We start from the raw sequence: 16707 nt of genomic DNA, 5'->3' as shown, positions 1-16707 counted from the left end.
TAGTTCAGCTTTGATTGGGTATAGAACAAAGGTATGCATAGGGACTTATAGATTTATAGAGCATGTGAAAAACCGCTCCTCCAAGGAATATGACCTTGGCAGGAGCGGTTTTTGTGTGCCTTAAGGCTGCTGCAGGTTGAATGTGGTGCGATGCCCGGTTTATTTCAGACCAAATGCGGCCATGCCGATCTTGTTGCCAATCTGGTTGGGGCCTTCCCCCTTGGCGTCGGTGGAGTTGACGGAATAAACAAGACGCCGCTCCAAGTCGCGCGTGGCGAACATCCCGTTGCCATAGCCGGGGCGGGCACCGGTTTTTCCCCAGAAGGTAATACCGTTCATCGTGGTGCGCATCATACCCATGCTTAAGGTCGCCATCCCGACGTCCTGCCCGTCTTGATTCCACATCGGCACCTCGGGGACGGTGAACATGTTTTCCAATACATCCCGCGGAACGAGCTTGCCGGTAAACAGAGCCGTCATGAACGTGTTGAGATCGGATGTGGTCGAAATGATCTGGCCTGCGGCCCAAGTAAAGGACTGGCTTCCTTCTGTTACGTCCACCAGTTCGGTAGTTCCGTCCTGATTGACCGCTTGGTAACCATGGGCGTGCGTACCTATCAATCGGGTACTGCTCCCCGGCAAATACGTATTCGTCATATGTAAGGGCTGAACAATACGTTGTTGAACCTCCATTTCATAAGGATTCCCGGTGACTTGTTCGATCAGCAGCCCGGCCAGAAAGTAGTTGATGTTAACATAATGCTGCCGGGTACCCGGCTCGAATTCCATCGGGTTTTTGACGGCCAAATCAACGACCTGCTGGGGGGTCCAGTTCATATTTTGCAGATCCCATTCGTTCCACTCGTCAGGAAGCTTCGGGCTGGGCAGTCCGCTGGTATGATTGAGCAATTGCCCGATCGTAACGGTGGGGAAATCCGCAGGCAGTACATCAGGCAGGTAGTGCTGGATGGACTGGTTCAGGTCAACCTTCTGCTCAGCGACCAACTGCAGCACAACCGCGGCGGTGAAAACTTTGGTGATACTGCCGATTCGAAAACGTCCGTCGGCACGTGCAGGCTCCTTGGATTCCATGTCGTTCACACCGGAGGCGGCAAGCCAGCTATCGGTCGGGGTGCCGACGTAGACGAGGGCGGCTGTCGCTTTGGCGTTCGGCAGGCCGGAGATCGCTTCCCGGATCGATTGAATGTCAAGCGCGGGAAGAACCGTCTTCTCGGCTGCAGGGGTTGCGGTCTTGGAAGCTGCAGCGGCTGCCGGTTCGGCGGCTGCACGGGGAGCATATTCAAGCAGGCTTGCAGCCAAGAGTGTGGCGGCAAGGGAAAGCGTCCATATTTTTTTCATGGGGATCTCCTCACTGTGGGATTGTAGTTTCATTGTACCTAGTAAAAGGATCGTCAAGAATAGACAGGAGACCAGAATCTGTACTGGACTTTAGTCGGGGCTGCGGCGGGGCAGGTGCCGAGGAATGAAGAAAAGCCGAGGCGGGCAGCCTCGGCTTACAGGAGCGGGCACACAGCCTGCTCACACGTGCTTTTGCTTTTTCTTCGCGTAAAACTCCGCCGCTTTGTGCCGGTTGCCGCACAGCTCCATGCTGCACCAGCGACGCTTTCCGCTCTTCGAAGTGTCGACAAAATGAAGAATACATTCCTCATGCTCGCATTTTCGAATCCGGTCGGCAGATACCTTGTGAAGCGTGTCCGTGACCGAATGCAAGATGCGGTGCATCACGCGATCCGTCATGGATTGTCCTTCATAGGCGATGGAAATCCGTCCTTCCTCCTCGATCAATGAAGCGCTTATAGACAGCTGCCCGATACGTACCCGAAGTGCAGCGACCACCTGCTCCGATAGCTGCCCATCACCACCGGCAGACTGCAGCTCGGAGATGATCTGCTGACAAAGCTCGCGGAGCGAGGCTAACTCCGCCGTCAATGCTTGAAGCAATGACGGCTCCAGCGGAAACGCTGACGATGGCAGCAATTGGTTTGCCTCCAGCCATTGGGATGCGAGGGCAGGATCGGTTAAGAAATCATTTTTTTGCTTGTTATACCTATTTACTGTATTCACTAAATTGATCCAGGCCGCCCCGCCTAAAGTAAATATAGAACGGTCCATTTGCATCATCCCCTGTTCTTTAGTTGAACGGCCAGGTGAGGATTTACAACGAAATCGTTTCCTTCGCCTTCAATATCGTTAGGTTCATTGTACCATCTGCACTGGCCTGCAAGCGATCCAAGAGATCAGGAGTTTGAGTATACAGCGGCGGATGGTGGATAACCCCGTAATGGATTGGCACGAGAGTCGAGGCTTCCAGCACGACGGCTGCTGCGACGGCTTGCTCTGGCGTAAGGCAAATCGGTTGGCCGCTCGGGGTGAGGCCGGGCCGCTGCAGCACGGCGCCGTTCACAGGCAAGAAGGCGGCATCGAAGGGGCCGAATGCTTGCGCGATTTTCCACCAGTAGCCGTGCCACAGCGTATCTCCGCCATGAATCAGCTTCTTGCCCCCGCCCTGCACGACCCAGGCGACCTGCGGGTCTCCCGTACCGTCCACGGAATAGGTTGCCGTCGCCTGCAGCCCACCCAGCCCGAAGGTGTCTCCGACCGCTGCGCCTTGTACGTTCTTCAAGCCGCTTTCCCGGGCGAGTTCTACACTCTCAAACGGAAGATAGACGGGTGTGGTATCCCCGTAAAAGGCGATGATGGCCTGCGGGTCAAAATGATCCGCGTGGTGATGCGTAATCAGAACGGCATCCACAGGACCGAATGCGTCCAAGGGGTACAAGGGCTCTTGAGGCCCGCCGAACTTGGTAGGGAAATGGAATAAAGGATCAATGACAATAGCCGTGTTCTCGAACTGCACTTTCACGCCGGCCCAGGGAAGTCTTTGAATGTTCATAGGTATCCATCCTTTCAAGGTAAGAAGAATTTTATAACTTTTAAAAATAGTTAATAACGGTTATATTCCATATCATACCAGGCGAATTATAACTTGTAAATAGTTTTTTTAAAGGTTATAAAAAGTCTTAGGCTGCAATCCTTCCTTCCCGTACATCGGTCCAGGACGAAACGATGGGTTTGTCCCTGACCAAAAGTGGTTTTACCGCTGTTCATTAGGGACGCGGTTCTTTATAATTTCAGGAATATGGATACACTGATGACAATTCCATGTTCTTTTTTACAGGCAGGAGGTATCTGGATATGTGGGAGCAAGAATTAAGAATGTGTGTGATCGATGATATCAAAACGATCGTGAACGGGATTGTAAACCATATTCCGTGGGAAGAGCACGGGATTCGTATTGTCGGCACGGCATCGAACGGGGAAGACGGGATTGAGCTGATCCGCTCGACCCGGCCGCATATTATTTTGTCTGACATCCGCATGCCCAAGCTGGATGGGCTGGAAATGACCCGAGCTATCGTCAAGCAGGGGGATTTGACCAAAATCGTGTTTTTGAGCGGGTACACCGATTTCGATTATGCGCAGCAGGCCATCCGCCTTGGTGCGTTCGATTTTATCCAGAAGCCGTTTACGCCCTCGCAAATTTTGGAGGTCGTTTTGAAAGCGAAGAAGGCGATAGAGCAGGAGCTGCTCGAGGTCAGGCGGATGAACGAGATGGAGAGCAAGATTCGGGAGAGCATGCCGTTTCTGCGCCAGGAGTATTTCCGGCTGCTGATGCGCTATCCCACAAGCCCGCTGAGCGCAAGCCAGCGCTGGGATTTTTTGCAGATTCCGCTGGCCAAGCACCACTTCACCGTGATGCTGGTGGAGATCGATCATTTCATGGAACGAAGTCAGGCGCTTCCGGTCAGTGAGGTGGAGCTGATTCGCTTCTCGATCCAAAATATTATGGAGGAAACCATCGCGACATACACCACCGGGTTCGTATTCCGTGAGGACGTTCATCAATTCGCTGCGATATTGAACCCGTCCCTGGAGGAGAAAGCGGAATGGATTGCCGAGAAGTGCAGGGAGAATATCGGCAAGTATACCCGGCATACGGTTTCGATCGGACTCGGCGGCGAGGTCGAGGAAGTGCATGAAATCTCGCGCTCCTACCAGCAGGCGATGACGGCGTTGTCGTACAACTTCTATACCGGGGGGGATAGCGTCTACAGCTTCAGCAACGTCCCGGAGCATGGCGGACTCACCCCGAGGTATTCCGCAGACAAAGAGAAGGAGCTGCTGTATTGCATTCGTCTCGGGAACGAGGAGAAGGCGATGCAAAGCCTGGATGAATTTTTTGACGAAGGGCAGGCGGTTGCGGTCCCTCCCGATCCCGAGGCTGTGAGGGCGGTCTACTATGAGCTGACGTTCCTGATCAACCGGGTGCTGGCGGAAAAAATCCCTCCTGCCGACATGGCGGAGATGGAAGCCCTGCTGCTCGACATGAAGAACGATCCATCTCTGTCGCTCCGAGAGCTTCAGGAGCAGCTGAAGCAGCTGTGCCGGCTGGGCTGCGAGAAAATCCGCAGGCAGCAAAGCAAGGAAGCCAGCCAACAGGTGGACGAGGTCATCGCGTATATCCGCGAGCATCTGGACTTGAACCTGACGATCGGCGAGTACGCCAAAATGGTCTATTTGAGCGCCAGCTACTTCTCCAATCTGTTCAAGAAGGTAACGGGGATGACGGTGACTCAGTTCGTTACCACGGAGCGGATGGAGCGGGCGAAGGAAATGCTGACGCAGGGGATGCAGGTGCAGGAGATCTCGCTTGCGCTCGGCTACGAGGACCGGCCTTACTTCACCGAGCTGTTCAAACGCCATACCGGCATGACGCCGTCGGAATTCAGGCAGCTGTACGGCGGGCCCAAATAACGCTTAGAAAGCAGGAATAGGGGGACTGCCGCCCTAGACAGTAGCATTATCCCCTCACGAAAGTGAGTTTCTCTCTCCTTGGACTCCGCGCGTTTCTCTTATAGTAAAGAAGAAGCAATCAGAGGAAGAAGAGTATAAGGAGAGGATCATTCGTGTCTAAAAGATCGTTAAGGTATGTTAATTCCTACGTGTTTATTATACCCAGCCTTGTCTTGACGCTCGTTCTGGGTATCTATCCGATACTTTGGGCATTCCGGTTCATGTTCTACGATTATCCCGGCTTTGGCGTGCCGAAATTTATCGGCCTCGACAACTTTACCCGCGTATTGAACGATGACCAGTTCTGGAGCTCGGTATACAATACGTTCCTGTATGCCGCTGGCAAAATCGTCATCACGATTCCGCTGTCTCTCATTTTGGCAGTCATTTTGAACCAGGCGATCAAAGGACGGCAGCTGCTGCGGGCGATCTACTTCATGCCGACCATTATTAGCGCGTCGGTCATGTCTGTCGTTTTCGGTATCGTGTTTAATTCGTACAACGGGATTTTGAATCAATACTTGATGAAGCTCGGCATCATTTCCAACCCGATCGAATGGCTCGGACCTAATTATGCGATGATTACGGTAATCATTATTGCCATTTGGGGTGCAGTGGGGAACTACATGCTGCTGTTCATTGCCGGATTGCAAAATATTTCGGACGACCTGTACGAAGCCGCGTCGATTGACGGAGCGAACACCGTGCAAAAATTTTGGTTCATCACCGTCCCGATGCTCGGACCGATCCTTCAAATGATCATGATGCTAGTCATTACGGTTTCACTCAAAGGGTACGAGAACATCATGGTATTGACGGAAGGCGGACCATTCGGCAAGACGGAGGTTATGTTCCTGTACGTGTACAAGCTGTTCTTCCCGGTATCCACGACGAATGCGAACGTACAGCAAATCGGCTACGGGAGTGCCGTAGGCTTCGTGACGGCGATCATTGTCGGTATCATCACGCTGATTTACTTCGGCTTGTCCCGCAGACTGAATAAGACGTACTAATCCTTCGACAACGGAAAGGGGAATCTGCAAGTGAGTACAAGAGACGTATCTGCACAAGGAGACTGGAAGGCTTCGAATCCATCCAAAGCGAAGCTCCGGTTTGTTCAATATAGCTCATGGACGGTATTATGGATATTTCTGATTGCCGCGGCGGTCGTTACGTTGTTTCCGGTTGTCGTAGCGATTCTCGGCTCATTCAAGACGAATATGGAAGTGACTGTCGGCGCGACACTGTTCCCAAAACAGTGGCTGTTCTCCAACTATGCGGAGGCCTGGAAAAAAGCGAACTTCGCGCTGTTTACGTGGAACAGCTTGTTCATCAGCGCAGCGACGACGATCGGCACGCTGCTGGTGACAACGATGGCGGCGTATGCAGTGGACCGCGGGAATTTCCCGGGCAAAAAAGCGTACGTTGCACTGCAGGCCAGCACGATGTTTATCTCGATCGGGGCGGTTGTGCTTCGCCCGCAGTTTGACCTGATGGTTGCGTTGAATTTGAACCAATCGCTCTGGGGTGTTATCCTAATCTTAATCAGTGCCCATGCGACCGCATTTTTCATGCTGATCGGGTTTTTCAAAGGGATTCCCAAGGATCTGGATGAAGCTGCGTACATTGACGGCTGCAATTACTATACCGTCTATTGGCGGATCGTGCTTCCGTTGTTGAAGCCCGCCATCGGTGTCACGGCCTTGTTCACGTTCCGTAACGCCTGGAATGAATATATTTTGCCGTTCGTCTTCACGATGAGCAATCCGAAGCTGCAGCCTTTGACCGTCGGCTTGACCAATTTGAAATACGGTGTCGGCGCGGCGGCGGAGCTGCAGCTGATGCTGGCAGGGGCTTGCATCTCCATTGTCCCAATGCTGATCGTATATATGTTCGCTAATAAATCGTTCATGCAGGTAACGGCCGGCTCCCTGAAAGGGTAAGGCGTTCTTAGTTTAGACCTTGCGCACGGCAGCACCGCAGAGGGGCGGTCGAGCTCAACAGATGGCTTCAAAAATAATCTCTAGCCCCGGCTAGAGTTATTTTTGTTGGTAGAAAAAGCATGCGGAGCACTTTCCGATGAGATAAAGATAAGGGTTGCATTGACAGTCGGATTTCATAGAGCAGGCGGTGGGAGAGACGGATGAATCGATTTTTTTACAGCTCATCCTTGAAAAAAAGAATATGGATCGCATGCATCACCTTAACGGTGCTGTGCATTACGGCTACGGGGGTCACCTCGTATTATATCGCGTCGCGGGTGACGGAAAATAATGCGTTCCAGCTGAGCCAGAACACGCTGAATAAATCGGCGCAGGTGCTTGACGAGCGGTTGAGGCATATCGTCGTCTCGTCCTCCACTCTCATGATCAGCGAGTCGTTCAAACGGATGATGCAGGATGCGGCCATGCGCAATCAGGAGAGCTATTATCAGCATCTGTCAGCGCTGCAGTCGCCCTTTGCCCAAATTAAGCTGAACGAATCGACTATCGAATCGGTGCTGATCAGTACGCCGATCGGCGATTTTTACCCCACGAATGCGGTGCGCAATATGGGTATGCCGTTTCAAAGCACACCCATGTACGACTTGCTGAGGCAAAGCAGCACCCCCTCGATCTGGGTCGGGGCCCACGAGGATATGCTGTTTACAGGACGCAGCCGCGTCATTTCTCTGCTGCTGGAACCTTACACGGAAAGCTTGAATTCCGAGGTATACATCGTGATCAACATCAAGGAGGATGCGATTAAGCAGGACGTGTACCAGGATTTCACCGGCAAGGGCGCCCAATTTCTGCTGCTGGACAGCGGCGGGAAGGATGCGGTACCCATGGCAACGGAATATGACGGCCTGAAGGAGGATACCGCCTTCTTGCAGTCGATGGAGGCTGCGAAGGCGGGCCACTTCGAATATGTGCTGAGCCGGCCGGACAAGACGACGCTGCTCGTCAACTACTCCCATCTGCGGCTCGTCGAGGACTGGACGCTGATCAGTTTGCAATCGAAGTCGGAGCTGTTGAGCCAGATGAGGCTGATTCAATGGTGGATTGTCGTTATCATGGCCGCGTGTGCGCTCCTTGCTTTCGTGTTCTCCAATGTGCTGTCCGAGCGCCTGCTGCGTCCGCTGTACAAGCTTCAGGGCTTAATGCACAAGGTGGAACGGGACAATACGCTGGATGTGCGTTTTGACAGCCATTTTAACGATGAGGTCACGAAGGTGGGGCACAGCTTCAACCGGATGCTGGCGCAGCTGACAGCGCTGATCGATGAGGTGAAGGCTTCCGAGCGGGAAAAGCGCAAATCGGAGATCAAGGCGCTGCAGGCGCAGATCGATCCGCATTTTTTATATAACACGCTGAATACGATCTTGTGGAAGTCGGAAACGGCCGAGCGGCAGGACGTCAGAGACATGATCATTTCCTTGTCCAAGCTGTTTCAGCTGGGCTTAAATAACGGGAACGAGCTGACGACGCTGGAGAAGGAGCTGGAGCATGTAAGGCAGTACATGGAAATCCAGAAGAAATGCTACGAAGGGCTGTTCGCCTATGTCATCGAGCTGAAAGCTCCGGAATGGAACCGGCTGCCGATGATCAAAATACTGCTGCAGCCTTTGGTGGAAAACAGCATTTTGCATGGCTTTCAGCATATGGAACACGGCGGCTTCATCTATATCGGCATCGACCAGGACGGGGATTGCCTGAGGTTGACCGTAGAGGATAACGGGTCCGGCATGGATGCCGAGGAGGTGTACGCCCAGCTCACGCAGGTGACCGCCACCCGGTCCTCCTACGCGCTATCCAATGTGTACAGCCGGCTTCAGCTGTATTACGGCTCGGAGGCCCGCATGCAGCTGACCAGTGAACCTGGCGTCAAGACGGTCGTCACCTTATGGATTCCTCTGGCCGGAGGGGAGCCGCCCGCGGCGCTTCCGCATAGGCCGGAGGAGGCAATGTAAGGGCTTGGCCGAAAAAAGCGATTTCATCCTCTATCAACAGTTGTTTTGTCCTTCCTGAGATCGGAGCACCTTGATCTATAATAAAACCAGCAACGTAAACACTTATCTGCTTGGGGGAGGATGTAAGAATGAAAAAGAAAGTTTATGTACCGGCACTAAGCATGCTGCTGGCCTTATCGCTTAGCGCTTGTGCAACACAACCGGACAGCTCGGCCGATTCGAAGGGCAGTGCCAAGAGCGGTGCGAAAACGAAGCTGACTTATTGGACCAATGACCGTTCCGATGCTGATTATATTAAACAAGTCATTGCTAAATACAATGAAACGAACAAGGATAACGTAGAGGTCGAGTTGAACGTCATGGCGGATAACTACGATCAATCCGTAGATATCGCTTTTGCAAGCAAGCAGGCGCCGGACATTCTTCGCGTTGACTTCAACAAAGTCGTGCCATGGGTGAAAAAGGGCTTCTTGTCTCCGTTGGATTCGTACATGAGCGAGGATATGAAGAAAAAATTCGCCAGCACGCTGGTGGAAGAAAAAAATATTTATGAAGGCAAAATTTACAGCCTGCCGAACGTCGGCCAAATGTGGCGTTTGATCTACAACGTCGATCTGTTCGAGAAAGCCGGCATTAAAGAGCCGCCAAAAACATTGAAGGAACTGGTTGAGGTATCCAAGAAGCTGACGGAAGCGGGCAAAAGCACAGGCGCTTACGGCTTCGCCGGCAACTTCAAAAATACCTCCGCTATCGACCGGGTAGCTTATCCTATCGCGACGCTCAGCGGAACAGGCGTTGTCGAGGGCTACAACTTGAAGACCGGCCAATATGACTTCGGCGCTTACAAAGAAATTACAGAAGCTTTGCGCCAAATGAAAGTGGATGGCAGCATGCTGCCGGGCACGGAAGGTCTGGATATTGACCCGCTGCGCGCTCAATTTGCACAAGGTAAAATCGGGATGTACATTAACCATTCCGCAGAGCCGGCTGTCTACAAGAACCAATTCCCGGCTCAGATCAAATGGGCTGCGGCTCAAGTTCCGACGATCGACGGTACGGTAAAGGGAGCTTCGCTTGTTAACGGGGGCGCTTACCTGTCCATCAGCAAAGATTCCGAGCATAAGGAACAGGCTTGGAGATTCCTGGAGTATATGTACGGCGATGAGGTTCAAACCGGCTACCAGGAAGGCGGCTATGGCGTCTCCATTCTGCCGCATGTAACTGCGAAGGCGAAGAAAGCCAACATTCCGGGTATCGAGGGCTTCAATCCGACGAAATATGATGCGATCTATCCTGCGGCGCCTACCTTGATCATCGAGGGCAAGGTGGAAGGGATGAAGAAATCCGATGCGCTGACGAAATATATGATTCAAGGCGGCGATCTGGATCAAGTGATCAAAGACCTGAATACGCGTTATAACGCGGCGCTGGACAAAGCGAAAGCAGCAGGCGACACGCAAGCGAAGGCGAACCCAAGCTTCGATCCTGCTCAAGTGCAGGGCACATTAGCGAAGTAAAACGATCCTATGGACAACCCTTGAAAATGAAACGGGTTCATTTTTAAGGGTTGTTTTCTGTATGTAACCACGAAAAGGAGCGACGGATCATGTTACCTGTGAAGAAATATTGGGAAGACCCGCATGTTCTGCATGTGAACCGCCGGGAGGCCAGGGCGAGCTATATTCCTTATGCCGGTCAGGCTGCGGCGCGGGCCGGCCAAAGGGGCGGCTCACCTTTTTATCAGACACTCAACGGCAGCTGGAAATTTCAATACTATCCGAGCGTCACGCAGGTGCAGGATGGCTTTTACGACGAGAAGGCGGACATCAGCGGCTGGGACGAGCTGCTCGTGCCTTCCTGCTGGCAGGTGAACGGGTATGACCAGCTTCAATATGTCAATGTACGTTATCCTATCCCTGTCGATCCCCCTTATGTTCCGGATATGAACCCTGCGGGAGTGTATGTTCGCGAATTCAATATGAGGGAAGACTGGGAGAGCAAGAAAAAGTTTATTGTATTTGAAGGGGTTAACGCCTGCTTCTATTTATGGGTCAACGGCGTTTTTGTCGGATACAGCCAAGGCAGCCGGATTCCTGCGGAATTCGATCTCTCTCATGTTGTGAAAAAGGGACGCAACCGGATCGCGGTCATGGTGCTGAAGTGGTGTGACGGCACGTATCTGGAGGATCAGGATCTGTGGCGGTACACCGGGATTTTCCGGGATGTGTATCTTTTGGCAAGGGAACAGGTGCATATCCGCGACGTATTCGTGAAGCAAACGTTAACGGACGATTTCAGTCAAGCGGCATTGAACGTGGAGCTGGCTGCCGAGGGAAGCGCGGAGGTGAAGCTGGAGCTTCAGGATGCCGAGGGCAAGCCGATGGGGAGCACGGCTGCTGTTATTGATGCCCAGGGCTGCGTGGAGCTGAAGATCGAGAATCCGCAGCTGTGGAACGCGGAGCGGCCTTATTTATACCAGCTGTATATTTCCTGCGGAGAGGAAGTGCTTCGCTTCCCTGTCGGATTCAGGCGTATCGAAATTACGGACGGCGTATTCAAGATTAATCATCAAGCGGTCAAGCTGAAGGGCGTCAACCGCCATGACTCTCATCCGGAATTGGGACAAACCATTCCTGTCGCCCATATGCTCCAGGATCTTCGGCTCATGAAGAAGCATAACGTGAATACGATCCGTTCCTCGCACTACCCGAATGATACGCGGTTTTTGGAGCTGTGCAATGAATTCGGCTTTTATGTCGTGGACGAAGCGGATCTGGAATGCCATGGCATCGGAAGGGCCGAGGATTGGGCTGAGGGTGCTTTTCATAAATTGTCGGCGAACCCGGAATGGAAGGGCGCCTTTGTAGAGCGTGCCGTCCGTATGGTGGAGCGCGACAAGAATCAGCCTTGCGTCATCCTGTGGTCTATGGGCAACGAGTCTGGCTACGCGGAAAATCACATCGCCATGGCGCAATGGACGAGAGGGCGAGACAGCTCCAGACCGGTGCATTATGAAGGTGCTGCGCCGATCTATAAAGGAAACCCGGATGTGAGCAGTCTGGATCTCGAGAGCCGGATGTATGCTTCCGTAGAGGATATCCGCGTTTATGCCGAGGATGAAAGCCAGACGAAGCCGCTGTTTTTGTGCGAATACAGCCATGCAATGGGGAACGGTCCGGGAGATCTGAAGGATTATTGGGAGGTCATTTACCGTTATCCCAAATTAATGGGCGGCTGCGTATGGGAATGGTGCGATCACGGGATTCAAGCCAAGACGGCTGACGGGGTTCCGTACTATGCTTATGGCGGAGATTTCGGCGAGGAGCCGCATGACGGTAATTTCTGCATCGACGGTCTGGTTACCCCGGACAGGGTACCGCATACAGGGCTGTTGGAGCTCAAGCAGGTGATTGCTCCGATCCGGATCGAGGAGGAGGACCTGAAGAAGGGTCTCGTCAGATTGACCAATCTGTATGATTTTATCGATTTGTCTCACGTGGCTTTGCGGTGGAAGCTGGAGAAGGACGGCAGGGCTATCCAGCAGGGCTCCGTATGGGAGCTGTCAGCCGCGCCTCACGCAGAGCAGCTGCTGAAGCTGCCGTACGAGCTTCCGGAGGCTCAGGCGGAACAGTTGCTTCTGACGATATCGTGCTGGCTCAAGGACGAAACCGATTGGGCGGAGGCCGGACACGAGATCATGTTCCGGCAGTTCGAGCTTGCGGCAGCTCAAGCCGCAGGGGCAAGCGCCGGGGGGGCAGTGCCGGGACAAGGAGCCGGGGGTCACGCAGCCGGAATCCAGGTGAAGGAAGAAGCGGGAACACTGACGGTGGAAGGCTTCGACTTCCGGCATATGTTCGATATGCATTTGGGTGCTTTCACGGAAATCAGCAGGCACGGGGTGGCTATGCTCGCAGCGCCGGCCTTATTCAGCATTTGGCGGGCTCCAACGGACAATGACATGTATATCAAGAAAAAATGGCAGGACAAAGGGCTCGATAGCGCCAAGACCAAGGTGTATCATTGCGCTTGGAAGCGCGAGGGGGAGCATGCGGTCAGCGTAGAGGTGCGCTTCTCTCTGACAGGCTATAACCGGTACCCTTATCTTTATGGCGAAGCCGTGTGGGTCGTGGATGGAACAGGGGCGATACAGCTCGACAGCAAGATCAAGGTAAGGGAGGATCTTGAATTTCTTCCCCGCTTTGGTCTGCAGCTGACGATGCCGCAAGGCATGGAGGAGGTCGAATACTTCGGCTATGGACCTCATGAGAGCTATATAGACAAACGTCAAAGCGTGAAGAGAGGCCGCTACCGGTTCAAGGTGGATGAGCTGTTCGAGCATTACATCATGCCGCAGGAGAATGGCTCGAGATTTGGAACGGAGTGGGCCGTCGTGTCCAATGCGCTGGGGATGGGATTGGCCTTCCAGGCATCCGAAGCGTTCTCGTTCCATGCCGCTCATTATACGCCGGGGGATTTAACCAAAGCCGCTCACACGTATGAGCTGTCCAAAAGAAAAGAAACGATCGTTCATCTGGACTATAAGATGAGCGGCGTCGGGTCGGCCTCATGCGGTCCGGAATTGCTGGAGCCTTACCGTTTGAACGAGAAGGAGTTCCAATATAAGCTTACGCTGCTTCCTGTTTTCAAGGAAGACGGGTATTGATTCATAGAGCATGGAAGTAAGGGAAAGGGTGAAACAGGATGTTGTGGACGAAAGAAAAGCTGGCTGCGCGCATCAGGGATATCGAGGGCTTCCGGTACCGGGATGAGCAGCAGATCACGGGGATGAGGATGAAGCTGGACGAGGCAGGCGAGATCGGAGCTTATCCTGCAGAGGACGGCGAGTGGAAGGAGGTCTCCATCGGGGAGAGATGGACAGGCCGTGACCTGTACATGTGGCTCGCCTTCGCAGCGGACATTCCGGCCCAGTGGCAGGGGAAAAAGATCGTCGGCCGCTTCAACTTCGGCCGGACGGGCGGCGGCAACAACAGCGGCTTTGAGTCGCTGCTGTTCTTGAACGGGGAGCCGTATCAGGGCGTCGATTCCAATCACGAGGAAGTATTTTTCGCACCGGAGACGGCGGGAAGCCGGGTGAGCTTTCAATTCCGGCTTTGGTCGGGCTTGAATGGATACGGCAAAGCGGAGCCGATTGAAAATCAAATCCAACACGCCGCGTTAGGCTGGCTGGATGAAACCGCGGACGACCTGTATTACACGAGCCGGGCTGTGCTGGATACAGTAGAGCAGCTCGCCGAGAACCGGCCGGAGCGGCACGAGCTGCTGTCGGCGTTGGACCGCTCCTTTCTGCTGATCGATTGGTCCGAGCCGGGCTCGGAGGCTTTCTACGCATCGTTATCGGAAGCGCTCGATTCGCTTCGCCAGCAGCTGGATCAGATGCCTAACCATCATCCGGTCCATGTGTACTGCATCGGGCATACCCATATTGACGTAGCCTGGCTGTGGCGCTTGAAGCATACGCGGGAAAAGGCCGCGCGCTCCTTCTCCACGGTGCTTCGGCTCATGGAGCTGTACCCGGACTATGTGTTCCTGCAAACACAGCCTCAGCTGTATGAATATATCAAGAACGATTACCCGGCGATCTACGAGCAGATCAAAGAACGGGTTGCGCAAGGACGCTGGGAAGCCAGCGGAGCCATGTGGCTGGAAGCGGACTGCAATCTGGCCTCCGGTGAATCGCTGGTGCGCCAGCTGCTGTACGGGACGCGCTTCTTCCGTGACGAGTTCGGTGTGGAGTGCCGCTACCTGTGGCTTCCGGACGTGTTCGGCTACAGCTGGGCGCTGCCGCAAATTTTACGCAAGTCCGGTATCGACATGTTCATGACGACCAAGATCAGCTGGAACCAGTATAACCGGATGCCGCATGACACATTCGTCTGGAGAGGCATCGACGGCAGCGAGGTGCTGACGCATTTCATTACGACGCCGGACCCGGGGACGAGTGAGGGCGCTTTTTATTATACGTATAACGGGAGCATCACTCCTGCATCCATTCAAGGGATCTGGGACGGCTACCGCGATAAGGAAATCAACAAAGAGCTGCTGCTCTCCTATGGCTATGGCGACGGGGGCGGCGGGGTCAACCGCGAGATGCTCGAGATGCGCCGCAGGCTGGAGCGCATGCCGGGGCTTCCTCAAGCCAAGACGGGGCGTGCCGATGAATATTTCGATAGGCTGAAGGAAGAAATCGCGATGACCGACCGCTACGTGCATACGTGGAACGGAGAGCTGTACCTGGAGCTGCACCGCGGCACTTACACCAGCCAAGCCTACAACAAAAGGGCGAACCGAAAGCTGGAGCTGCTGTACCGGGAAACCGAGTGGATGGCAGTTCTGGGCAGCGGCCTGCAGTCGGCGTGGAGCCAGTATCCGCAGCAGGAGCTGTATGAGGGCTGGAAAATCATCCTCCGCAACCAGTTCCATGATATTATCCCCGGCTCCTCGATTGGCGAGGTGTATCAGGATAGCAGGGAAGAGTATGCGGAGGCATTCGCAATCGCCCATAAGGTATGGCAGCAGGCGGCAGAACGACTCGCCGTATCGAACGAAAACGCAGTCGTGCGGGAGTTCACCTTGTTCCACTCCTCGTCCTGGGTACGCGGCGACGTCGTGCGTATCCAAGCGGAGGACGGCATGGAGCAGGGGGTATGGACCGATCTTGAAGGCCGCGTGCTGCAGGCGCAGCGTACCGCAGACGCCTGGTATGTGGCGGTCAAGAACATGCCGGCGATGGGGTATACGACGGTACGGCTCAGCAGTACTGCAGCGGAGCAGGCTATGGCGGCAAGCGTGCCGTCCCAGCCGTTCCGATTAACTGAGAACGGGCTGACAACGCCGCTCTACGAGATCGAGTGGAATGCGAAGGGACAGCTGACGAGGCTGTACGACCTTGCGGCCCGCCGCGAGGTATTGGCCGAGGACGCTCGGGCGAATGTGCTACAGGTGTTCGAGGATAAGCCGAAGGGGCGCCATGAGGCTTGGGATATCGATATCTTTTATCAGGAAAAAATGCGTGAGATCGACGGGCTGACCTCTCTGGAGGTGACCGAGATCGGGCCGGTGCGTGCCGTGGTCCGGATGGAGTGGAGATACAGCAAGTCCACCATCGTTCAGAACCTGATTGTGTATGCCGACCAACGCCGAATCGACTTCGAGACGAAGGTCGATTGGCACGAACAGCGGCAGCTGCTGAAAGCGGCCTTCCCTGTTCAAATTCATGCGGCAGAGGCCACCTACGATATTCAGTTCGGTAACGTAAAGCGGCCGACGCATTGGAATACGAGCTGGGATTATGCGAGATTCGAGTCGGTCGGCCACCAATGGGCGGATTTGTCGGAGCGTAATTACGGCGTCAGTCTGATGAACGATTGCAAATACGGTTATGACATTAAAGATAACGTAATGCGGCTTTCCCTTATTAAGTCGGCCATGGTGCCCGATCCGCAGGCGGACCAAGGGGAGCATGAATTTACCTATGCGTTGTACCCGCATGAGGGCGATTGGCTGCAAGGCGGCACGGTGGCTTCGGCCTGGGCCTTGAACAACCCGGTACAGGCCAGAAGCGGCGGCACGGAGAAGCAGGCGTTCTCCCTATGCACGCTATCCGCCGACCATGTGATGATCGATGCGGTCAAGAAAGCAGAGGATCGCCATGCGGTAATCGTACGCTTGCACGAATTTGCAGGCATGCGCGGAACCGTCACGTTGACTAGCGGCACGCGTGTGGCAGGCTGGCAGGAAACGGATCTGATGGAACGCCCGATCGGTGAGTTAAGAGAAGAGGGAACGGTCTCCTTCGAGATCAGCCCGTATGAGATCAAATCGATCCTGCTGGTGTTCGAGGATTAGGGCTGGCAGTCGCG

The 16707-nt window shown here is 54.1% G+C and carries 10 protein-coding genes; 7 read left to right on the top strand and 3 right to left on the bottom strand.

Features of this window, described 5'->3' with window-relative positions; all coding sequences use genetic code 11:
- Positions 1-159: 159 nt before the first annotated feature.
- The 3 genes from CF651_RS26770 to CF651_RS26760 form a co-directional block, all read right to left on the bottom strand.
- Positions 160-1359: a serine hydrolase domain-containing protein gene (locus tag CF651_RS26770; RefSeq protein ID WP_094017918.1), complete on the bottom strand. Its 1200-nt coding sequence runs from the start codon at positions 1357-1359 to the stop codon at positions 160-162.
- Between the two features lie 180 nt (positions 1360-1539).
- Positions 1540-2133: a CGNR zinc finger domain-containing protein gene (locus CF651_RS26765; protein ID WP_094017917.1), complete on the bottom strand. Its 594-nt coding sequence runs from the start codon at positions 2131-2133 to the stop codon at positions 1540-1542.
- Positions 2134-2176: 43 nt separating this feature from the next.
- The gene (locus CF651_RS26760; RefSeq protein ID WP_094017916.1) at positions 2177-2914 is read right to left on the bottom strand and encodes an MBL fold metallo-hydrolase; all 738 of its coding nucleotides are present in this window, start codon (positions 2912-2914) and stop codon (positions 2177-2179) included.
- Positions 2915-3216: 302 nt separating this feature from the next.
- Here CF651_RS26760 and CF651_RS26755 point away from each other — a divergent pair, with 302 nt between their 5' ends.
- The 7 genes from CF651_RS26755 (at position 3217) to CF651_RS26725 (ending at position 16693) form a co-directional block, all read left to right on the top strand.
- Entirely contained in the window at positions 3217-4836 is a 1620-nt protein-coding gene (locus CF651_RS26755) for a response regulator (RefSeq protein ID WP_179233014.1), read from the top strand.
- A 152-nt stretch (positions 4837-4988) separates the two neighbouring features.
- Complete coding sequence (locus tag CF651_RS26750) at positions 4989-5888, top strand: carbohydrate ABC transporter permease (RefSeq protein WP_094017914.1); 900 nt, start codon at positions 4989-4991, stop codon at positions 5886-5888.
- Between the two features lie 132 nt (positions 5889-6020).
- On the top strand, positions 6021-6818 hold the full coding sequence (locus tag CF651_RS26745; protein ID WP_245856176.1) for a carbohydrate ABC transporter permease: 798 nt from the start codon (positions 6021-6023) through the stop codon (positions 6816-6818).
- A gap of 200 nt (positions 6819-7018) precedes the next feature.
- Positions 7019-8827, top strand: coding sequence for a sensor histidine kinase (locus CF651_RS26740; RefSeq protein ID WP_094017912.1), 1809 nt, complete (start codon positions 7019-7021; stop codon positions 8825-8827).
- Between the two features lie 128 nt (positions 8828-8955).
- Positions 8956-10344: an ABC transporter substrate-binding protein gene (locus CF651_RS26735; RefSeq protein WP_094017911.1), complete on the top strand. Its 1389-nt coding sequence runs from the start codon at positions 8956-8958 to the stop codon at positions 10342-10344.
- A gap of 89 nt (positions 10345-10433) precedes the next feature.
- Complete coding sequence (locus tag CF651_RS26730; RefSeq protein ID WP_094017910.1) at positions 10434-13490, top strand: glycoside hydrolase family 2 TIM barrel-domain containing protein; 3057 nt, start codon at positions 10434-10436, stop codon at positions 13488-13490.
- A 38-nt stretch (positions 13491-13528) separates the two neighbouring features.
- Positions 13529-16693 (top strand): alpha-mannosidase, encoded by a 3165-nt coding sequence (locus tag CF651_RS26725; protein ID WP_094017909.1) that lies wholly within the window; start codon positions 13529-13531, stop codon positions 16691-16693.
- Positions 16694-16707: the final 14 nt, after the last annotated feature.

The sequence above is a fragment of the Paenibacillus rigui genome (assembly GCF_002234615.1).
Classification (GTDB): domain Bacteria; phylum Bacillota; class Bacilli; order Paenibacillales; family NBRC-103111; genus Paenibacillus_S; species Paenibacillus_S rigui.
The sequence above is the reverse complement of the archived record's forward strand: the minus strand, read 5'-3'. Positions and strand labels throughout refer to the sequence as shown.